Raw genomic sequence first — 19,418 nt, 5'->3', positions numbered from 1 at the left:
ATGAGGACACCTCGCGATCACTGGGCTGTCCTCTATGTCGGGAGACATCCGTCCTCTATGTCAATGAACCACAGACCCCCTCGGACACACGACTGAGGCGAGCGAAATGAATGCTCGCATTCATTTCCGAGCCGATGGAGTGTGTTGAGCGGCGAAGCCGCGATCACACAGCGATGGAGTGTGTTGAGCGGCGAAGCCGCGATCACACAGCGATGGAGTGCGTTGAGCGGCGAAGCCGCGATCACACAGCGATGGAGTGCGTTGAGCGGCGAAGCCGCGATCACACAGCGATGAAGTGTGTTGAGCGGCGAAGCCGCAAGCACAATCCGGCGACACGAATCAGATCGGCCGTCGCTTTGACGCCGAGGACGGCCGACACGGCTTATGAGGGATACGAAGACCCGCCTTCGGCTGGGGAGTCGCCGGCGCTCTCGGCGAGGTGGCGCAGGACTCGTTCGTTGAGGGCGGCGAGCATATCGAGCTCGGCCGGGGTGAGCAGGTCGATGAAATTCCGGCGGACGTCCGCCACGTGCCTGGGCGCCGCCTTCTCGATGGCGGCGCGACCAGCCGGCAACAGGCAGACCATGGTGCTGCGCGCGTCGTCGGGATTGGGCTCGCGGCTGATCAGCCCGTCCAGCTGCATGCGCCGCACCTGGTGGGAGACACGGCTCTTCTCCCAGCCCAGCGTGTTGCACAACTCGTGGGCGGGCATGCGGTCCCCGTCGTGCTCCGAGAGCACCGCCAGGACCTGGTAGTCGGCCCCGGACAGGCCCGATTCCTGCAGGCCCCGGTTCAGGTGCACGGCAAGCTGATGATTCGCGTGCTGGAAGGCCCGCCAGGCGCGGTCTTCACGAGGGTTCAGCCAGTTCGGTTCCATCAGCCTTCACACTACCCCAATTGGTTGACGCGTCACCAAACTCTGCTTAAGGTGGACACATCAACCTTTTCGCCAATTACTCAACGATGGGACACCTCATGAGCAGCATCAGCATCATCGGCACCGGGAGCATGGCCCGCGCCATCGGCGCGCTGGCGGTCGCGGGCGGCAACACCGTCGAGATCATCGGCCGCGATCACTCCAAGGCCGCTGACCTGGCCAAGGAGCTCGGCGGCGGCGCCACGACGGGAGAGTTCGGCGCCGTCCCGGCCGGGGACATCGTCATCGTTTCCGTGTTGTACGCCAACGTCGTTCCGGTGGTCGCCCAGTACGGCGACGCCCTCGCGAGCAAGGTCATCGTCGACATCAGCAACCCCTTCAATGCCGCGGCCGACGGGCTGGCCATCCCCGATGACACCTCGGTCGCGCAGGAAGTTGCCAAGGTCGCCCCGGCCAGCGCCAGTGTGGTGAAGGCGTTCAACACCATCTTCGGTGTGGTCCTGGCCCAGGGCCGGCCACTCGACGTCTTCATCGCCGGCGACGACGCGCGCGCCAAGGCGGGCGTGGCGGAGTTCATCGACAGCCTCGGGCTGCGCCCGCGGGACGTCGGCGGCTTGCACATGGCGCACTGGCTCGAAGCAACGGGCCTGGTCATGATGGGTCTTGCCCGCCACGGGGTGGGCAACTTCGACTTCGCCCTCGGCGTGAGCCCTGCCGCGTGAGTGATTGGTTGACGGATCATCGAAAGGGTTCGCGATGAAGCTCGGTTTCGCCCTGCCCATCGTCGGGCCCGCTATCAGCAGCGCCGCCGGCCTGAGCGCGTTCTGCCGCGGGCTCGAGGACCTTGGCTACGACACGCTGTGGGTGGGCGATCGCCTGGTCACGCCGGTTGATATGCACAGCACGTATCCGGGCAAGGAGCAGCCGTACCCGCCGCAGATGACTCGTTACCTCGATCCGGTGCTGCTGTGGACCGTCGCCGCGACGGCGACCAGCCGGGTGCGCCTGAACGCCAGCACGCTCAGCACGTTCTACTACGAGCCGGTGCACCTGGCCCGGCTGCTGACCACGCTCGACGTGCTCAGCGACGGCCGCCTTGACGTTGGCGTGGGAATCGGGTGGATGAAGGACGAACACGACATCGCCCGCAGCGCGGACTGGCGCCGGCGCGGGAAGATGCTCGATGACCTGCTGGCGTTCCTGCACGAGTGGTGGACGACCACCCCGGTGTCGTGGGACAGCGAATTCTTCTCGCTGCCGCCGGTCCATGCCGACCTGCGCCCGGTCCAGGCCGGCGGTCCGCCCATCTGGATCGGTGGCGCCAGCGAGGCCGCGATGCGCCGGGTCGGCCGCAGCGGCACCGGCTGGCTCGGGGTCGAGGGGCTGCAGGACGAGGTCACCGACCACTTGTGGTCGATCGCGCGCCGTGCGGCCCAGGACGCCGGCCGCGATCCTGACGCGCTGAAGACGGCCATGCGGATCAACCTCGAGCCGGGCACGTCGGTGGACTCCGTTGCCGACAGGCTGGAGCGCCTCGCCGGGTCCGGTGCTGACGAGGCGATCATCGATGCCTTCGCAATGTTCCCCAGCCTCGACCAGATGCTTGACTTCGCCGGCCAGGTAATCGCCCATCTCGCGCCGGCGGCAGGCAGCTCTAGATGAAGCCGTCGCGCTGATCGGCCGGAATGTGACTGGCGTGCAAGCTGATTCGGCCAACCTGGCCCGGGGAAGGAACCGATCCCCGGAAGTGGGCAAGTCCCCCTCGGGGACCGGTCTTACGACCCGATATGCCGCTTCGGCGGCGGGTAGACGGACCTGGCGATCGTCGCCGACAGCCAGCCGATTCCCCACCCGAAGCCGACCAACAGGAACGTGCGCCGGGTGTCGGCGCCGGCCACCGCCGAAACCCCGATCAAGATGACGGCCCACACCACCGCGCAGGCAATGCTGTAGGACATGTAAGTGCGCCGACCCATTTCGCCGTTCCTCTCGTGTCGCCGCCAATTCCCCTCTCGCACAAGGCTATCTGAGTGAGCAAACTCACGGCGAGAATCGTCCTTCGCGAAACCCGTCGCCGCACGTAGGCTGGGTAAAAGCCAGCAGCCTCCGAATGCGACCAATGAACCCACCGAGCGGCTTTCTTCGGCGAACGGCGACGCGCACGTTTCGCGACCGTCGCGAGGCCGGACGCGTGCTCGCCGAGCAGCTGGCTTTCTACCGCGGCAAGGACGACCTGCTGGTCTTCGGGCTCGCCCGCGGCGGGGTCCCGGTGGCGTGGGAAATCGCCGCGGCGCTGCACGCCCCGCTCGACGTGTTCCTGGTCCGCAAGCTCGGGGTGCCGCGCTGGCCGGAGCTCGCGATGGGCGCGCTGGCCAGCGGCGGCGCGGTGGTGATCAACGACAACGTGGTTTCCAGTCTGCACATCACCGACGAGCAGCTGCGCGAGGTGATCGCCAGCGAGACAACCGAACTCCACCGGCGCGAGCAGGCGTACCGGGGCGGTCGCCCCGTCCCCGACCCACGCGGCAAGACCGTGATCCTGGTCGACGACGGCATCGCCACCGGCGCCAGCATGCTGGTCGCCGTCCGCGCCCTGCGGGCCGCGGGGCCGCGCTCGATCGTCGTCGCGGTCCCGGTCGGTCCCCCGTCGACCTGCCGCGAGATCGGGCAGGAAGCCGACGAGGTGGTGTGCGCGACCATGCCACCCGGATTCGAAGCCGTCGGACAGGTCTACGCCGACTTCCACCAGGTCAGTGACGATGAGGTCCGCGAGCTGTTGACTACGCCGACCGGCTGACGGTTACGTGGCGTGATCGTCGCCGTGCACCGCCGACTCGTCGCTGGTTTCGAGCCCCTGCGACGACTCCCCGGCGGTGGTGTCCTCGCCGGCGGCGGGCTGTTCGCCCTCGTCCGGGACCTCTTCGGGGTAATCGACCGCGTCGTCTGGGGTTTCGACCTCAGCGGCTTCACCGACGACGTCGCGCCGCTGGCGTTCCCGCAGGGCGTCGATGATCAGCAGCACCACGCCCAGGACGCTGGCGCCGATGCACACCCATGCGACCAACTCGTTGCTGGTGACGACCGCGAACACCAACGCGACGAGCCCGATCAGGGCGAGTACCAGCGCAATGATCAGCATCGGCCATCCTCCAGGCGACGAGCGGGACTGCCAGGTCTAGTGCAGGTTAATGTGCCGCCTCGTGGGTTGGCGAGTACCCGGCACGGCTGCCAGGCTAGTTATTACCCCGATTGAATTGATCGAACCCGCCGGCATCGGCGCTGGAGTCGACGGGGGCCGCCGACCCGCGCTGGCCGAGTTCCTCGAGCTGGGATTCGAGGTAGGTCTTGAGGCGGGTGCGGTATTCGCGTTCGAACGTGCGCAGCTGCTCGAGGCGGCCTTCCAGCACGGTGCGCTGCTGGTTGATGGTCCCCATGATCTCGGAATGCTTGCGTTCCGCGTCGGCCTGCAGGGCGTCGGCCTTCTCTTGGGCCTGCCGCAACTGGGTCTCCGAGCGGCTCTGGGCGTCGGCCAGCATCGTGTCGGCGCGCTGCCGGGCCTCGGCGACCGTGGTCTCGGCGGTGTGCTTGGCCTCGCTGAGGATCTGGTCGGCGTTGGCGCGCGCGTCGGCCAGCATCTTGTCCGATTCGGCCTTGGCGGTGCTGGTGAGCCGGTCGGCGGTGTCCTGGGCCAGGCTCAGCACCCGGGCGGCCTTGAGGGCCTGCTCCTCGTTGGTTCCCGCGGAGGCCGCGGGGGCCGGGGGCGGCGGGGCCGCCACGACCGGCGCCGGCTTCACCGGCTCGGGTTCGGGCTCGAAGGTGGGAATCGCCTGGGTGGGCTGGGCGGCGCCGCCGCCACCCCCGGCGGCCAGCTCGCGGTCCAGCTCCTCGATGCGTTGACGCAGGTCGGAGTTCTCCTCGATGAGCCGCGTCAGCTCGTTTTCCACCAGGTCGAGGAAGGCGTCGACCTCGTCTTCGTTGTAACCGCGCTTGCCGATCGGCGGCTTACTGAACGCCACATTGTGGACGTCGGCTGGTGTAAGCGGCATTGTTCGTCCCCTCGAGTTCCTGTCAAACGATCTGGAAAGTGTAGAACGGAGTGGTTGCCGTCGTGCAACTGCCGTCCATCCTGTCACACCAGACCCGGCGGTAGCCGATTAGCCCAATAATTAAGAACCAATTTCAAACACTAAGACCAATAAAATCCAAACCCTTAAAGTTTTTAAATCGCGGCCGCCGAACCGACGCTAAAACGTGGCCGAACCGTCTCCCGGCTCCGAAGGCGCGGTCGCGGCAGGGCTCACGCCGCGGCGCCGAACGCCAGTTGCATGCCGATGAACGCGACCAGCAGCAGCACCATGATCGACAGGTCGAAGCGGACCGCCCCGATGGTGAGCTGAGGGATCAGCCGCCGCAGCAGCTTCACCGGCGGGTCGGTGATCGACATGATGATCTCGAGAATCACCACGGTGATGCCGGTCGGACGCCAGTCGCGGCTGAACGAACGGATGAACTCGACGACGACCCGGGCGATGAGCAGCAGCCAGAAGATGAACAGCGCGAACCCAAGGATCTGAAAGAACAGCACCAACTCTACAAGCCCCGACCTTGACGATGAGATAACCCGAATATCAGCCGCCAGCGTACCGAGTCGGAGGTGCGGGCACACACCGCACGGGCGCTGACCTGCCCGACGGCGGGACCGGTGCGCCTATTGGTAAGCGTAAAAGCCGGTTTCGGCGATCCGGCGGCGCTCCTCGGGTGAGACGTCGACGTCGGCGGGCGACAGCAGGAACACCTTGGTCGCGACCTTGTCGAACGAGCCGCGCAACGCGAACGCCAAGCCGGCCGCGAAGTCGACGAGCCGCTTCGCGTCGGCGTTGTCCATCGACACCAGGTCCATGATGACCGGGGTGCCGTCGCGGAACCGCTCGCCGATGGTGCGCGCCTCGCTGTAGTCCTTGGGACGCAGCGTGGTGATCTTCGACAGCGGGCTGCCCTCTTCGAACAGCATCGCCATGCGACGCGGGTCCATCGCCAGCGCGCCGCGCGTGGAGTTCCGCAGCCACGACCCGAGGCGCGGGCGGCTCATGTCGGGACGGTCGAACTCGCGGGGACCGTAGCCCCGCTCCTCCGGATAGCCGCCGCGGTAGCTCGGCGGGTAGTCCGCGGGCTCGCCGCGCGGGTCGTCGTAGTCGCGCCCGTCATAACGGCCGTACCCCTCGTCGAAGCGCGGACGGGGAAAGCCGCGGGAGGGCGCGCGGTCGTCGTAGTACTCGTCGTCGTAGTCCTCCATCGGAGCCATACCGAAGTAGGCCTTGACTTTGTGCAGTGTGCTCATCGCTTAACCCTTCTAGCCCCTGGGATTATTGGTGTCTGTGATGAAGGTGTGACTACAGTGACTAATTACGGTGACGGTAGCCGCCGCGGACCCAATAGCGCGGTACCGACACGCACACATGTCGAACCATGTTTGACGGCGATTTCGAAGTCGTTGGACATGCCGGCGGACAGGCCCACCGCGTCCGGGTGCGATGCGAGCACCCGGCTGTGCTCCGATCGCAGCAGGTCGAAGGCCCGTTCGGGGTCCCAGTCCAGCGGCGGGATGCCCATCAGGCCGAGCAGCTTCAGGCTTTTGGAGTCCGCGACCTGCGCGCAGACCTGATCGAGGGCGCCGGGCCCGGTGATGTCGACGCCGCCGCGGGACACGTCGCCGTCGAGGCTGACCTCGACATAGACGCGCAGTGGCTCCGGCCGGCGCCCCTCCGACAGGGCTGTCGACACCGCCCGATCGAGCGCGGTCACCAGCCGCGAGCTGTCGACCGAGTGGGCGGTGTGCGCCCATCGGGCCAGCGACCGCGCCTTGTTGCGCTGAATGCGGCCGACCATGTGCCAGTGCATATTCGATAAGTCCGCCCGCGCCGAACTACCGGCCAACCGCGCGACTTCGGCGACCTTCGCCGCGGCTTCCTGGTCGCGAGATTCGCCAACGCAGCGACAACCCAATCGAGACAAAATCGCGACATCGGTTGCTGGAAAGAATTTGGTAATGGGGAGAAGTTCAATTTCGCTGACATTGCGGCCCGCCGCTTCCGCGGCCGCCGCAAGTCGCGAACGAACCGCGGCCAATGCGTGCGTCAATTCCGTTTCGCGGTCTTGCCGGGCCGGCATGTCCACCGCCATGGTGGTCACTCCATCCAGACCAGCGACGCCAGCCGACCGGTCGGCGCGTCCCGGCGATGGCTGAACAGGGTCGGGTCGGCCACCGTGCAGCGGGGGTCGACGTCGATCGCCGTGACGCCCAAATCCCGCAGCTGGCAACCGATTCCGGCCCGAAGATCCAGTCCGGGAGTGCCCGACGAGGTGGTGGTGCGGCTGCCCGGCAGCGCCGCCTCGACCTCGTCGGCCATCGCGGCGGGCACCTCGTAGTTCCGTCCGCTGACTGCCGGCCCGAGCAGCGCCGAGATGTCGCCGGCCTGCGCGCCCAGCCCCAGCATCGCCTCCACCGCGCGCGCCACCACCCCGAGCTGCGCGCCGACGCGACCGGCGTGCACGGCGGCGACCACGCCGGCGCGTGCGTCGGCCAGCAGCACCGGGACGCAGTCCGCGGTCACCACGGCCAGCGCCAGCCGCGGGGTGCTGGTCACCAGCGCGTCGGTGCCGTCGACCGCGGCGTCCCGCGGCCCGTCGACCACCTCGACCCGATCGCCGTGGATTTGGTTCATCCACACCACCCGGTCGGCGCCCCCCTTGATACTCAGGCCGATGGCGGCGGCCAGCCGGGACCGGTTGGCGGCCACCGCCTTCGGATCGTCGCCGACGTGGTCACCCAGGTTGAAGGTGTCGAACGGCGGCGCCGAGACACCGCCGGCCCGGGTGGTCGTCACCCGCCGGATGCGAACGCTCACGTGACCAGTATCCGGAAAGCCAGGCCGTTCCTGTGTCACGCGCACGGCGTCAGCGGCGCATGAACGGCGGCACGTCGACGTCGTCGTCGTCGCCGCCAATACTCAAGGTCGCGCCGTTGGTGTGCACCGGCACGCTCACCGCGTCGACGGGCTCGAACAGCGTCGAGGTGAGCTTGCCGGCCTTCGCCGACTCGATCCGGTGCGCGCCCGATTTGTCCGCGGCGCTGCCCCCGATGACGGGCTTGCGGCCCGGCCCGCTGGCCTCGAAGCCGGCGGCGATGACGGTGACCCGCACCTCGTCGCCCAGCGAGTCGTCGATGACGGTGCCGAAGATGATGTTGGCGTCCTGATGGGCGGCGTCCTGCACCAGCGAGGCCGCCTCGTTGATCTCGAACAGGCCCAGGTCGCTGCCGCCGGCGATCGACATCAGCACGCCCTGGGCGCCCTCCATCGACGCCTCCAGCAGCGGGGAGTTGATCGCGATCTCGGCGGCCTTGAGCGAGCGGCCTTCGCCGCGCGCCGAGCCGATGCCCATCAACGCGGTGCCCGCGCCGGACATGATGCCCTTGACGTCGGCGAAGTCGACGTTGATCAGGCCCGGCGTGGTGATCAGGTCGGTGATGCCCTGCACGCCGTTGAGCAGCACCTCGTCGGCGCTGCGGAACGCGTCCATCAGCGACACCGCGGCGTCGCCCATCTGCAGCAGCCGGTCGTTGGGGATCACGATGAGCGTGTCGCAGCTCTCCCGCAGCGCGGCGATGCCGCTTTCGGCCTGGTTGCCGCGCCGCTTGCCCTCGAACGAGAACGGCCGGGTGACCACGCCGACGGTCAACGCGCCCAGCTTGCGGGCGATGCTGGCCACCACCGGCGCCCCGCCGGTGCCGGTCCCGCCGCCCTCGCCGGCGGTGACGAACACCATGTCCGCCCCGCGCAGCAGTTCTTCGATCTCGTCCTTGGCGTCCTCGGCGGCCCGGCGCCCGACCTCGGGATCGGCCCCGGCGCCCAGGCCGCGGGTGGAGTCGCGCCCGACGTCGAGCTTGACGTCGGCGTCGCTCATCAGCAGCGCCTGGGCGTCGGTGTTGATGGCGATGAACTCCACGCCCTTGAGGCCCTGCTCGATCATCCGGTTGACGGCGTTGACGCCGCCGCCACCGATACCCACAACCTTGATGACGGCCAGGTAGTTGTGCGGGGGGGTCATCATTACTTCTTCCTCCCTGGTGGGACTCGGTGTGTCCGCTTGGCAAACCCTCAACCTCAACCATAGAGTTAGAGTTATGTCAAGTAGTTCCGCGCAAACAGAACGGTATGGGTCCGGCGGGCGCTAATCCCGCAGGCGCGCCGACGCGCGGCACGCAAATTTTTGGCTCGCCGAGCGTGCGGCTGGCCGCACGTTGGGCGCCGAGCGTGCGGCCGGCCGCACATTCGGGCCCACGCGGCTACTTGACGGTCGGCAGATCGGGGCTGGACACGTCGTAGGTCTTGCCGGGCTGGGTCAGCAGCGCGGCCAGCTTCTCGGCCTTCTCCTCGGTGCGGTCGGTGGTCCCCCAGATCACCACCCGCCCGTCGTTCAGGGTCAGCGTGATCGAGGCCACCGACGGGGCCGCGATCCGGCCCACCTGGCCCGACACCTCGGGGCGCAGCGCGATCAGCACCTGCAGCGCGGCCTTGGTCGCCGGGTCCGTCGGGCCGGGGTCGGCGACGTCGATATAGGGCAGCGCCGGCGGCGGCGGCGCGGTCGCAAAGTCGACGCCGTCGCGGTCGAACAGGTGCGGGCCGTCGGGAAAGTCCTTCACCACCAACGGCACCCGCTCGACGATGGTGATGCGCAGGGCCGACGGGTACTGGCGCTGCACGCGCGCACTGGCCACCCGCCGGATCGCGGCCACCCGCTCGGCGACCTGGTTGGTGTTGATCTGCAGCAGCGGCGTGCCGGGCCGCACCCGCGCCGCGTCCAGGACCTCCTCGCGCGTCACCGTGCCGGTTCCGGTGACGACGATCTCGCGCGCCGACATCGCCGGCGTGAAATACAGCACCAGCCCGAGCCCGACGCCGACGACGGCCACCACCACGCTGGCCAGCAGCATCTTCAGGCCCCGGACGACGCCGCGGGTGGCGGGCTTGGGTTGGTTGACAATGCGGCCGCTGGCCTGGCGCTTGGCCTCGCGGCGGGCCTCCTCGATGGCCCGGGCGCGCTCCTGGGCGGCGCGGCGCTCGGCCCGCTCCCGGCGGGCCCGCCGTCGCGGCCCCTCGAACTCGGCCTGCTCCTGCTGCGCCTCCCCCGCCACCAGCGGCTCGGTGATCACGCCGTCGGCCGAGTCGGCGGTATCGTCGCCCGGCTCGGGCCCGGGATCGGCCCCCGTGGCCTCGGTCGGCTCGGTCATCGCGGGATCCCCGGCCTGCCCGGCGCGCTGCGGTTGGCCCGCACCCGCAGCGCGGTCACGATCTCCGGACCCAGCAGCGTCACGTCGCCCGCGCCCATCGTGACGACGACGTCGCCGGGGCCCACGGCCGCGGCGACCTCCTCGGCGACGGCGGAGAAATCCGGCAGGTAGCGCACCGGCACGCTGACGTGCTCGGCGACGCTGGCCCCGCTGACGCCGGTGAGCGGTTGCTCGCGCGCGCCGTAGACGTCGAGGACGAACACTTCGTCCGCGGCGTCCAGCGCGCGACCGAACTCGGCAGCGAAAGCCTTTGTCCGCGAATACAAATGGGGTTGGAACACCACGATGGAGCGCCCGTCGCCGCTCTGCTCGAGGACGGTGCGGACCGCCGCCAGCGTGGCGCCGATCTCGGTGGGGTGGTGGGCGTAGTCGTCGAACACCCGCACCGCCTCCGGGCCGCTTCCCGAGGTCCCGACGAGTTCGAATCGCCGCCGCACGCCCTCGAATCCCGCCAGCCCGTCGAGCACCTCGTCGGCGGACGCCCCGATCTCGATCGCCGCCAGCAGCGCGCCCAGCGCGTTGAGCGCCATGTGCCGCCCGGGCACCGACAGCCGCATCACCCGCGGGTGCGCCTCACCGGCCAGCTGGATGTGCGCGACCGCCTCGGTGCCCTGCTGCTCCCACGACACCAGCGTGGCGGCCAACCCGGCACCCGCCGAGCCGTACCGCAGCACCCGGATTCCCAGCTCGGCGGTGCGCTCGGCCAGCGCCGCCGCCCCCAGGTCGTCGGTGCACACGACCAGCGCTCCCCCGGGCGCGAGCCGCTCCACGAACGCGTCGAACACCTCGACGTACGCGTCGGCGCTGCCGTAGAAGTCCAGGTGATCGGTCTCGATGTTGGTGACCACCGCGACGTTGGGCGTGTACTCGAGCAGCGAGCCGTCGCTCTCGTCGGCCTCGGCGACGAAGCAGTCGCCGCTGCCGTGATGGGCGTTGGTGCCGGCCTCGCCGAGCTCCCCGCCCACCGCGAACGACGGGTCGCGCCCGCAGTGCTGCAGGGCCACGATCAGCATCGACGTCGTCGTCGTCTTGCCGTGCGTGCCGGTGACCATCAGCGTGGTGCGCCCGGCCATCAGCTTGGCCAGCACGGCCGGCCGGAGGACGACGGGAATGCCGCGCCGGCGCGCCTCGACGAGCTCGGGGTTGGTCTTCGGGATGGCGGCGTGGGTGGTGATGACCGCGGTGACGCCGCCCGGCAACTGATCCAGCGCCGACGCGTCGTGGCCGACGCGGATCAGCGCGCCCCTGGCCCGCAGCGCGTGCAGGCCCCGCGACTCCTTGGCGTCGGACCCGGAAACCAGGCCGCCCCGATCGAGCAGGATGCGGGCGATGCCGGACATGCCGGCTCCCCCGATGCCGACCATGTGCACGCGGCGCAGCTCGGGGGGCAGCTGCCCGGCGGTCACCCTCGCCTCCGGGCCGCGATGTCCAGCGCCGCCTGGGCCACCCGTCGCGCCGCGTCCGGATGTCCCACCCGCGCGGCGGCCGTCGTCATGGCCGCCAGCCGCTCCGGGTCGGTGAGCAACCCGCCCGCCTCGCGGGCGACCAGCGCCGGGGTCAGGTCGCCGTCGGCGACGATCATGCCCCCGCCGGCGTCGACCACCGGCAACGCATTGAGCCGCTGTTCGCCGTTGCCGATGGGCAGCGGCACGTAGATGGCCGGCAGGCCGACGGCCGACACCTCCGCGACCGTCATCGCCCCCGATCGGCAGATGGCCAGGTCGGCGGCGGCGTAGGCCAGGTCCATTCGGTCCAGGTAGGGCACCGCGACGTAGGGCGGGTCACCAGGCTCGGGCGTGCGCAGCTCGAGGGTGTTCTTGGGCCCGTGGGCGTGCAGCACGGAGACACCGGCGGCGGCCAGGTCGGCGGCGGCCGCCGACACCGCCCGGTTGAGCGAGACCGCGCCCTGCGAGCCGCCGAACACCAGCAGCACCCGCGCGTCATCGGCGAAGCCGAAGTGCCGGCGCGCTTCGGCGCGCAGCGCGACACGGTCGAGCGCGGTGATGGCCTCCCGGACCGGCACCCCCACCACCTCGGCGCCGCGCAGCCCGGAATCCGGCACGGCCGACAGGATCCGGTCGGCCGTGCGCGCGCCGACGCGGTTGGCGATCCCGGCCCTGGCGTTGGCCTCGTGGATCACCACCGGGACACGGCGCCGAAGGCCGGGGATGCCGCGGGCGGCCAGGTACGCCGGCACCGCCACGTAGCCTCCGAAGCCGATCACCACGTCGGCGTCGACGGCGTCGAGCACGGCGCGGGTCTCCCGGACCGCGCGCCACACCCGCGGCGGCAGCCGGGCCAGGTCCCCGCTGGGCTTCCGGGGCAGCGGGACGGGGGTGATCAGCTCGAGGCGATAGCCGCGCTCGGGCACCAGCCTGGTCTCGAGCCCGCGCCGGGTGCCGAGCGCGGTGATCCGCACCCGCGGATCCAGGGCGGACAGGGCGTCGGCTACGGCCATGGCGGGCTCCACGTGGCCGGCCGTCCCGCCGCCCGCCAGCACGACCGACACGCCGGAAGTGGCCGAAGACGCGGAATCAAGAGCCGGTGATGCGGCACCGGCGGGCGAGGGGCTTCCCCCCGGCCCGCCGGTCGGCTGATTGATCGTGTCGTTCACCCGTAACGCTGACCTTCCAATGCGCGGCTTCGCCGTGGCTTACGCTGGCCGGCGCCCTGGCTGGCATAGCGCTGGCCAGATCCATGATGCCCTCCCCGCCCGCGGGCGGTGCCCCCAGACTGGCGCGCCGGCCGGGCGGCCTTTCGCGCGGCCGGCTGCCGCAGCGGGGCGTCGTGGTTGCGGGATCCCTTGCGCGGGGGCGCCTTGGGACCCTTGCCGGCGGCTTGCGGACCGACCCGCTTGCGATCGCGGAACGCCTCGATGCGGCTGGGCACGTACGGCTGGGGCAGCGGCAGCCGCAGCAGCCGGTTCACCTTGTCGTCGCGCCCGGCCCGCAGCGCGGCCACCGCCTCGGGTTCGTGCCGGGCCGCGTTGGTCATGATCCCGATCATGAATAGTGTTGCGGCCGTGGACGTTCCGCCGGCGGAGATGAGCGGCAGCTGCAGGCCGGTGACCGGCAGCACGCCGATCACGTAACCGATGTTGATGAACGCCTGCCCGAGGATCCACATCGTCGTGGTGGCGGTCAGCAGCCGCAGGAACGGGTCAGCCGAGCGGCGCGCGATCCGCATGCCGGTGTAGGCGAAGACCCCGAAGAGCGCCAGCAGCCCGAACGCGCCGATGAAGCCCAGCTCCTCGCCGATGATCGCGAAGATGAAGTCGTTGTGGGCGTTGGGCAGGTAATTCCACTTGGCGACGCCCTGGCCGAGGCCGTCGCCGAACACGCCGCCGTGGGCCAGCGCGAACTTGGCCTGCCGGGCCTGGTAGCCGGTGTCCTGCGGGTCGTTTTCGGGGTTGATCCAGGACCGCACCCGGTCCGAGCGGTAACCCGCCGACATCGCCAGGACCGCGCCGGCCATGAAGACGGCCAGCAGCGAGGTGACGAAGACCCGCAGCGGCAGCCCGGCGTACCACAACAGGGCCAGCAGGATGATGCCCAGCGACACCGTCTGCCCGAGGTCGGGCTGGGCGACGATCAGCGCCAGGGCGATGACCGCGGCCGGGACCAGCGGGATCAGCATCTCGCGCAGCGAGGCCCGCTCCATTCGCCGGGCCGCCAGCAGGTGGGCGCCCCAGATGGCGAACGCGATCTTGGCCAGCTCGGACGGCTGCATCGAGAAGCCCGCGATCACGAACCACTTACGCGAGCCGTTGGCCAGGTTGCCGATCCCGGGAACCAGCACGAGCACCAGCAGGATGATCGTGATCAGGTAGCCGGTGAAGGCCACCCGCCGGATGAAGCGCACCGACACCCGCATCGCGACGTAGGCCGCGACCAGCCCGATGATCGTCCACAGCACCTGCTTGCCGAAAATCACCCACGCCGACCCGTCGGCGCCGTACGAGCGCACGCCCGAGGCGGACAGCACCATGATCAGACCCAGCGTGGTCAGCAGCCCGGTGACGGCGATGATCAGGTGAAACGACGTCATCGGCCGGCCCAGCCAGGCGCCGAACCGGCCACGCAGGCCGGCCGGCAGGGCCGTGAACCTGGCTTTCGCCGCTTTGGCGGGGCCGGGGGTCTTGGCCGGCGGGTCGGCGGTCTCGAAGGCGTCCGTCGCCTCGTCGCTCGAGTCGTCGTTCGGGACGTGCGCCTCGTCCCGCGGCTCGGGCGTGGCACCCTGTTTGCTTCCCTTGCCCCGGCGCAATCGCCGGGTCAGCGCGTTAGCCACGCCCGCTACCGGATCGCCGCGCGGACGGCGGCCGCGAACGCGTCACCGCGGGCGGCGTAGCCGGCGAACTGGTCGAACGACGCGCCGGCCGGTGCGAGCAGCACCGTGTCGCCCGGCGTGGCGAGGTCCCGTGCCGCCGCCACGGCCGCGGTCATGACGCGAGCGCCGAGGTCGCCGTCGGAAGGTCTCACTTCTGTCACAGAAGCATCAGGAACCACAGCAGTCGCATCCATACCAGCATCCTCGCCTGTCACAACCTGGACGACGGGGACATCCGGCGCGTGTCGCGATAACGCCTGTGCAAACTCGGCCCGGTCCCGGCCGATGAGCACCGCGCCGACCAGCCGCGATGCGATCCTGGCGACCTCGGCGTCCACCGACGCGCCCTTCAGCAAACCGCCGGCCAGCCACACCACCCGCGGGTAGGCCAGCACCGACGCCTCGGCGGCATGCGGGTTGGTGGCCTTGGAGTCGTCGACGTAGGCGATGCCGTCGGCGACCGCCACGACCTCGGCCCGGTGCCGGCCCAGCCGGAAGGACGCGATGGCCGCCGCGATCGCGTCGGGGGGCACGCCGACGCTGCGGGCCAGGGCCGCCGCGGCCAGGGCGTCGAGCACCCCGACCGGGCCGGGCACCGGGATCGATTCGGCCGGCAGCAGCGCCAGGCCGTCGGCGAAGGCGCGGTCGATCAGCACCCCGTCGCGCACGCCGAGTTCGCCCGCGGCCGGCTCACCGAGCCGGAAACCCACCCGGACCGGTGCGGCCGCGGTGTCCAGCAGCGCGGCGGCCCGGGCGTCGTCCAACCCGACCACCGCCACCCGGCCGCCCAGCACCCGGGCCTTGGCCGCGGTGTATTCGGCCATCGTGGAGTGCCAGTCCAGGTGGTCCTCGGCGATGTTGAGCACGACGCCGGCCTCGGGCCGCAGCGACGGCGCCCAGTGCAGCTGGAAGCTGGACGCCTCGACGGCCAGCAGGTCGGCGGGCCGGTCCAGCACGTCGAGCACCGGATCGCCGATGTTGCCGCACAGCACGCTGCTTTTCCCGCCGGCGACCAGCATCGCGTGCAGCATCGACGTCGTCGTGGTCTTGCCGTTCGTGCCGGTGACCACCAGCCAGCGGCGCGGCGGCCCGTAGTGCCCCGCGGCGTCGAGCCGCCAGGCCAGCTCCACGTCACCCCAGATCGGCACGCCCGCGGCCGCCGCGGCGGCCAGCAGCGGCGTGGTCGGCGAAAACCCGGGGCTGGTGACCACCAGGGCGTAGTCGGAGACGCGGCGCGCGGCGATCGCCGTCGTCGCCGTCGCGACCCCGCCGTCGGCGTACCGGCGCAGCGTTTCGGGGTCGTCGTCGCAGAGGGTCGGGGCCGCGCCGAATCGGGTCAGGGCCGCCAGGACCGCCCTCCCGGTCACGCCGCCGCCGGCCACCAGCACGGGCGCGCCCGGGGCGAGCGGGTCAAGCACGTCAGGCTCCGATCGTGGCCAGCCACTCACCGTAGAACAGGGCCACGCCCAGGCCGCAGGTGATCGCGGTGAGCAGCCAGAAGCGGATGATCACCGTGGTCTCGGCCCAGCCGACCAGTTCGAAATGGTGGTGGAAGGGCGCCATCCGGAACACCCGGCGCCCGGTGGTGCGAAAGGCCAGGATCTGCAAGACGACCGAGGTGACCTCGGCCACGAACAGCGAGCCCAGCACCACGGCCAGGATCTCGGTGCGGCTGGTGACCGACAGGCCCGCGATGATGCCGCCCAGCGCCAGCGACCCGGTGTCGCCCATGAAGATCTTGGCGGGAGCGGCGTTCCACCACAGAAAGCCGATGCAGGCGCCGGCGGTGGCGGCCGCGATCAGCGCCAGGTCCAGCGGGTCGCGCACGTTGTAGCAGCCCAGCCCGGGCGCGGTGACGCAGGCGTTGCGGTACTGCCAGAAGGTGATCAGCACGTAGGCGGCGGTGACCATGGCCATGCACCCGGCGGCCAGCCCGTCCAGGCCGTCGGTGAAATTGACCGCGTTGGACCAGGCGCTGACGACGACGACGCAGAACAGCACGAACAGCCCGGGAGCCAGTGTGACGGTGGCGATTTCGCGCACGTAGGACAGGTTCGCGCTGGCCGGTGTGAGGCCGTTGGCGTTGCGGAACTGCAACACCAGCACGCCGAAGAGCACCGCGGCGACGATCTGCCCGACGGTCTTGGCCGTCTTGTTCAGCCCGAGGTTGCGCGACCGGCGGATCTTGATCAGATCGTCGAGGAAGCCGACGAAGCCCAGCACGGTGGCCAGGCCGAGCACCAACAGGCCGGACGCGGAAACGCCCTCGCCGTCGAAGGCCAGGCCCGCCAGGTGGGTGCCGAGGTACCCCGCCCAGATGCCGGCCAGGATCGCCACGCCGCCCATCGACGGGGTGCCGCGCTTGGTGTGGTGGCTCGGCGGGCCGTCCTCGCGGATCTGGTGGCCGAAGCCCTGCCTGGTGAACAGCCGGATCAGCGCCGGGGTCAGCAGGATGGACACGGTCAGCGCGATGGCGACCGCGATGAGGATCTGCCTCACGGGCGCGCCCCAGCGTCGGACCCACCGTCGGCCGCGAGCGCTTCCGCGAGCGCCCCGAGGCCGGCGGCGTTGGACGCCTTGACCAGCACCACGTCGCCGGGCCGCAGCTCGGCCCGCAACAGGGCCAGCGCGGCGTCGCCGTCGGGCACGCTGAGCGTCTCGCCTCCCCAGGAGCCCTCCATGACCGCCCCGTCATGCATGGCGCTCATCGACCTCCCGGTTCCGACGACAACGAGTCGAGACACATCTAAGCGCACCGCGAGCCGGCCGATGCGATCGTGCTCGGTTATCGCGTCCTCGCCGAGCTCGGCCATCTCGCCCAGCACCGCCCAGCTCCTGCGCTTTTCGGCGGCGCCTTGCCGCGAGCCGTGGGCGATCCAGGCCAGCGCCTGCAGCCCGGCCCGCATCGAGTCGGGGTTGGCGTTGTAGGCGTCGTCGATCACCGTGACGCCGTCGGCGCGGGTGGTCACGTGCATGCGGTGGCGCGACACCGGCCCGGCCCCGGCCAGCGCGTCGGCCACCTGCTCGACGCCGGCGCCGCAGTGCAGCGCGACCGCGGCGGCGCACAGCGCGTTGGTGACCTGATGGTCGCCGAACACGCCCAGCCGCACGTCGACTTCGCTGTCCATCGCGTGCAGGGTAAAGCGCGGCCTGGCCAGTTCGTCCAGCGACACTCCATCGGCCCACACGTCGCTTGGCCCCGCATCCGTGTGGGCGGCGCGGCTGACCCGGACCACCCGGGCGGTGGCGACGTCGGCCATCGCCGCCACGGCCGGGTCGTCGACGTTGAGGATGACGACGCCGGACGGCGGAACGGCTTGGACCAGTTCGGCTTTGGTTCGCGCGATGGCCTCCCGCGAGCCGAACTCGCCCAGGTGGGCGGTGCCGACGTTGAGCACCACCCCGATCGCGGGCGGGGCGATCTCGGCCAGCGCGGCGATGTTGCCGGGGTGCCGCGCCGACATCTCGAGGATCAGGTAGTCGGTGCGCCGCGTCGCGCGCAGCACCGTCCACGGGTGACCGAGCTCGTTGTTGAACGACCCGGGCGGGGCCACCACCTCGCCGAGGGGCGCCAGCACGGCGGCCACCAGATCCTTGGTCGAGGTCTTTCCCGACGAGCCGGTGATCCCGATGATCCGCAGCCCGCCCGCCACCAGTTCGGCCGCCACGGCCCGGGCCAGCTTGGCCAGCGCCGCCAGGACCGCCGCGCCGGAGCCGTCGGCGTCGTGCTCGAGCACCCCGGCCCGCGATCCGGAAGCGCCTTCGGGCTCGACCACGATTGCGGGGACGCCGACCGGGCGGGCCGCGAGCACGGCGACCGCGCCCGCGGCCACGGCAGAGGCGGCGTGGTCGTGGCCGTCGGCGCGGGCCCCCGGCAGCGCCAGGAACAGCCCGCCGGGACCCACGGCCCGCGAGTCGAACTCGACGGTGCCGGTGACGCGCAGTTCCGCCGCGGCGTCCGGGGTGATGTCCGCCAGTGTGCCGCCGACGATTTCGGCGATCTGGGCGACGGTCAGGTCGATCACCGGCGGGCCTCCAGCGCCTGGGCGAGCTCCACCCGGTCGTCGAACGGACGGACCTCGCCGCCCGCGCTTTGCCCGGTTTCGTGACCCTTGCCGGCGATGACCACCACGTCCCCCGGGCCCGCCCAGCCGACCGCATGCCTGATCGCTTCGCGGCGGTCGCCGATCTCAACCACCTGCGCCGGGTGCCCGCCCTCGGCCGCCCCGGCCAGAATCTCGCGGCGGATCGCCGCCGGATCTTCGCTGCGGGGGTTGTCGTCGGTGACGACGACCAGATCGGCCAGTTCCGCGGCGATCGCGCCCATCGAGGACCGCTTGCCGGGATCGCGGTCGCCGCCGGCGCCGAACACCACCGCCACGCGGCGGTCCGGGCGCGCCAGCGTGGTCAACACCGCCCGCAACGCCTCGGGCTTGTGGGCGTAGTCGACCAGCGCCAGGAAGTCCTGGCCGCGGTCGATCTCTTCCAGCCGCCCTGGGACGCGGGTCTGCAGCAGGCCCGGGGCCGCCTGCTCGGGCGAGACGCCCACCGCGTCCAGGATCGCCAGCGCCACAAGGGCATTGGCGACGTTGTAGTGGCCGGGCAGCCGGATGCCGACGCGATGGTGCACGCCCGCGGGGTCATCGTCTGCATCGACGACGACGCCGGGCGCGCGATGGCCATGAGGGCCGGCGACGCTGTGACCGTCAGCGCCACCGGCGAAGCGGCCGACTGGCGCGCCGTCGACGTGGCGCCGATGGGCGCGGGCGGACAGGAGTTCACCGCAGTGGACCCCGCGGGCGTGCACCATCGCGTCGGCATCCGGCTGCCCGGCCACTACAACGTCGCCAATGCCCTTGTGGCGCT

20 protein-coding genes are annotated in these 19,418 nt (G+C 70.8%); 3 read left to right on the top strand and 17 right to left on the bottom strand.

The window, feature by feature from the left end:
• Positions 1–382: 382 nt before the first annotated feature.
• Positions 383–877: a MarR family winged helix-turn-helix transcriptional regulator gene (locus A5655_RS07640; RefSeq protein ID WP_067007658.1), complete on the bottom strand. Its 495-nt coding sequence runs from the start codon at positions 875–877 to the stop codon at positions 383–385.
• A 98-nt stretch (positions 878–975) separates the two neighbouring features.
• Between A5655_RS07640 and A5655_RS07635 the strand changes: the two genes are divergently transcribed.
• Together A5655_RS07635 and A5655_RS07630 are read left to right on the top strand one after the other, a co-directional pair.
• Positions 976–1,599, top strand: coding sequence for an NADPH-dependent F420 reductase (locus A5655_RS07635; RefSeq protein WP_067007655.1), 624 nt, complete (start codon positions 976–978; stop codon positions 1,597–1,599).
• Positions 1,600–1,633: 34 nt separating this feature from the next.
• Positions 1,634–2,539, top strand: coding sequence for a TIGR03619 family F420-dependent LLM class oxidoreductase (locus tag A5655_RS07630; RefSeq protein WP_067007651.1), 906 nt, complete (start codon positions 1,634–1,636; stop codon positions 2,537–2,539).
• 113 nt (positions 2,540–2,652) lie between these two features.
• On the opposite strand, the gene A5655_RS07625 is transcribed toward A5655_RS07630, so the two are convergent.
• On the bottom strand, positions 2,653–2,853 hold the full coding sequence (locus A5655_RS07625) for a hypothetical protein (protein WP_067007648.1): 201 nt from the start codon (positions 2,851–2,853) through the stop codon (positions 2,653–2,655).
• A 143-nt stretch (positions 2,854–2,996) separates the two neighbouring features.
• Here A5655_RS07625 and A5655_RS07620 point away from each other — a divergent pair, with 143 nt between their 5' ends.
• Positions 2,997–3,674: a phosphoribosyltransferase gene (locus A5655_RS07620; RefSeq protein WP_067007645.1), complete on the top strand. Its 678-nt coding sequence runs from the start codon at positions 2,997–2,999 to the stop codon at positions 3,672–3,674.
• Positions 3,675–3,677: 3 nt separating this feature from the next.
• Here A5655_RS07620 and A5655_RS07615 read toward each other — a convergent pair whose 3' ends face one another.
• The 15 genes from A5655_RS07615 to A5655_RS07545 all read right to left on the bottom strand — a co-directional run.
• Positions 3,678–4,016, bottom strand: a complete 339-nt coding sequence (locus tag A5655_RS07615) for a hypothetical protein (protein WP_067007642.1) — start codon at positions 4,014–4,016, stop codon at positions 3,678–3,680.
• Positions 4,017–4,110: 94 nt separating this feature from the next.
• Positions 4,111–4,923, bottom strand: a complete 813-nt coding sequence (locus A5655_RS07610) for a DivIVA domain-containing protein (protein ID WP_067007639.1) — start codon at positions 4,921–4,923, stop codon at positions 4,111–4,113.
• 251 nt (positions 4,924–5,174) lie between these two features.
• Entirely contained in the window at positions 5,175–5,465 is a 291-nt protein-coding gene (locus A5655_RS07605; RefSeq protein WP_067007636.1) for a YggT family protein, read from the bottom strand.
• A gap of 120 nt (positions 5,466–5,585) precedes the next feature.
• On the bottom strand, positions 5,586–6,215 hold the full coding sequence (locus A5655_RS07600; RefSeq protein ID WP_067007630.1) for a cell division protein SepF: 630 nt from the start codon (positions 6,213–6,215) through the stop codon (positions 5,586–5,588).
• Between the two features lie 65 nt (positions 6,216–6,280).
• Positions 6,281–7,057: a YggS family pyridoxal phosphate-dependent enzyme gene (locus A5655_RS07595; protein ID WP_067007664.1), complete on the bottom strand. Its 777-nt coding sequence runs from the start codon at positions 7,055–7,057 to the stop codon at positions 6,281–6,283.
• 5 nt (positions 7,058–7,062) lie between these two features.
• Positions 7,063–7,782 carry a peptidoglycan editing factor PgeF gene (gene pgeF, locus A5655_RS07590; RefSeq protein WP_067007626.1) on the bottom strand — a complete coding sequence of 240 codons (720 nt, stop codon included), beginning with the start codon at positions 7,780–7,782 and terminating at the stop codon, positions 7,063–7,065.
• Positions 7,783–7,831: 49 nt separating this feature from the next.
• Complete coding sequence (gene ftsZ / locus A5655_RS07585) at positions 7,832–8,983, bottom strand: cell division protein FtsZ (RefSeq protein ID WP_067007661.1); 1,152 nt, start codon at positions 8,981–8,983, stop codon at positions 7,832–7,834.
• A 238-nt stretch (positions 8,984–9,221) separates the two neighbouring features.
• Positions 9,222–10,166, bottom strand: a complete 945-nt coding sequence (locus A5655_RS07580) for a cell division protein FtsQ/DivIB (RefSeq protein ID WP_067007622.1) — start codon at positions 10,164–10,166, stop codon at positions 9,222–9,224.
• Positions 10,163–11,632, bottom strand: coding sequence for a UDP-N-acetylmuramate--L-alanine ligase (murC, locus tag A5655_RS07575; protein ID WP_067007619.1), 1,470 nt, complete (start codon positions 11,630–11,632; stop codon positions 10,163–10,165). Before murC ends, A5655_RS07580 begins: the two co-directional genes overlap by 4 nt.
• Entirely contained in the window at positions 11,629–12,840 is a 1,212-nt protein-coding gene (gene murG, locus A5655_RS07570; protein ID WP_082978547.1) for an undecaprenyldiphospho-muramoylpentapeptide beta-N-acetylglucosaminyltransferase, read from the bottom strand. The genes murC and murG overlap by 4 nt, the downstream gene beginning before the upstream one ends.
• The gene (ftsW, locus tag A5655_RS07565) at positions 12,837–14,513 is read right to left on the bottom strand and encodes a putative lipid II flippase FtsW (protein WP_067007613.1); all 1,677 of its coding nucleotides are present in this window, start codon (positions 14,511–14,513) and stop codon (positions 12,837–12,839) included. The genes murG and ftsW overlap by 4 nt, the downstream gene beginning before the upstream one ends.
• A gap of 5 nt (positions 14,514–14,518) precedes the next feature.
• On the bottom strand, positions 14,519–15,970 hold the full coding sequence (gene murD, locus A5655_RS07560; RefSeq protein WP_067007611.1) for a UDP-N-acetylmuramoyl-L-alanine--D-glutamate ligase: 1,452 nt from the start codon (positions 15,968–15,970) through the stop codon (positions 14,519–14,521).
• A 1-nt stretch (position 15,971) separates the two neighbouring features.
• Positions 15,972–17,051, bottom strand: a complete 1,080-nt coding sequence (mraY, locus tag A5655_RS07555) for a phospho-N-acetylmuramoyl-pentapeptide-transferase (RefSeq protein ID WP_067007609.1) — start codon at positions 17,049–17,051, stop codon at positions 15,972–15,974.
• A complete protein-coding gene (murF, locus tag A5655_RS07550) occupies positions 17,048–18,577 on the bottom strand; it encodes a UDP-N-acetylmuramoyl-tripeptide--D-alanyl-D-alanine ligase (RefSeq protein ID WP_067007606.1) in 1,530 nt (509 codons plus the stop codon). The genes mraY and murF overlap by 4 nt, the downstream gene beginning before the upstream one ends.
• The coding region (locus tag A5655_RS07545; protein WP_369807191.1) for a glutamate ligase domain-containing protein at positions 18,574–19,418 on the bottom strand (845 nt) is incomplete at its 5' end. The genes A5655_RS07545 and murF, both read right to left, overlap by 4 nt.

The sequence above is a fragment of the Mycobacterium sp. 1081908.1 genome, assembly GCF_001673535.1.
Classification (GTDB): Bacteria; Actinomycetota; Actinomycetes; order Mycobacteriales; family Mycobacteriaceae; genus Mycobacterium.
The sequence above is the reverse complement of the archived record's forward strand: the minus strand, read 5'-3'. Positions and strand labels throughout refer to the sequence as shown.

Bases quoted from the DNA above. Each gene is read 5' to 3' on its own strand.
- ftsZ (WP_067007661.1), bottom strand. From the start codon at position 8,983: ATGACCCCCCCGCACAACTACCTGGCCGTCATCAAGGTTGTGGGTATC.
- A5655_RS07615 (WP_067007642.1), bottom strand. From the start codon at position 4,016: ATGCTGATCATTGCGCTGGTACTCGCCCTGATCGGGCTCGTCGCGTTG.
- A5655_RS07625 (WP_067007648.1), bottom strand. From the start codon at position 2,853: ATGGGTCGGCGCACTTACATGTCCTACAGCATTGCCTGCGCGGTGGTG.
- A5655_RS07610 (WP_067007639.1), bottom strand. From the start codon at position 4,923: ATGCCGCTTACACCAGCCGACGTCCACAATGTGGCGTTCAGTAAGCCG.
- A5655_RS07600 (WP_067007630.1), bottom strand. From the start codon at position 6,215: ATGAGCACACTGCACAAAGTCAAGGCCTACTTCGGTATGGCTCCGATG.
- A5655_RS07580 (WP_067007622.1), bottom strand. From the start codon at position 10,166: ATGACCGAGCCGACCGAGGCCACGGGGGCCGATCCCGGGCCCGAGCCG.
- A5655_RS07640 (WP_067007658.1), bottom strand. From the start codon at position 877: ATGGAACCGAACTGGCTGAACCCTCGTGAAGACCGCGCCTGGCGGGCC.
- A5655_RS07620 (WP_067007645.1), top strand. From the start codon at position 2,997: ATGAACCCACCGAGCGGCTTTCTTCGGCGAACGGCGACGCGCACGTTT.
- A5655_RS07635 (WP_067007655.1), top strand. From the start codon at position 976: ATGAGCAGCATCAGCATCATCGGCACCGGGAGCATGGCCCGCGCCATC.
- A5655_RS07630 (WP_067007651.1), top strand. From the start codon at position 1,634: ATGAAGCTCGGTTTCGCCCTGCCCATCGTCGGGCCCGCTATCAGCAGC.
- A5655_RS07595 (WP_067007664.1), bottom strand. From the start codon at position 7,057: ATGGCGGTGGACATGCCGGCCCGGCAAGACCGCGAAACGGAATTGACG.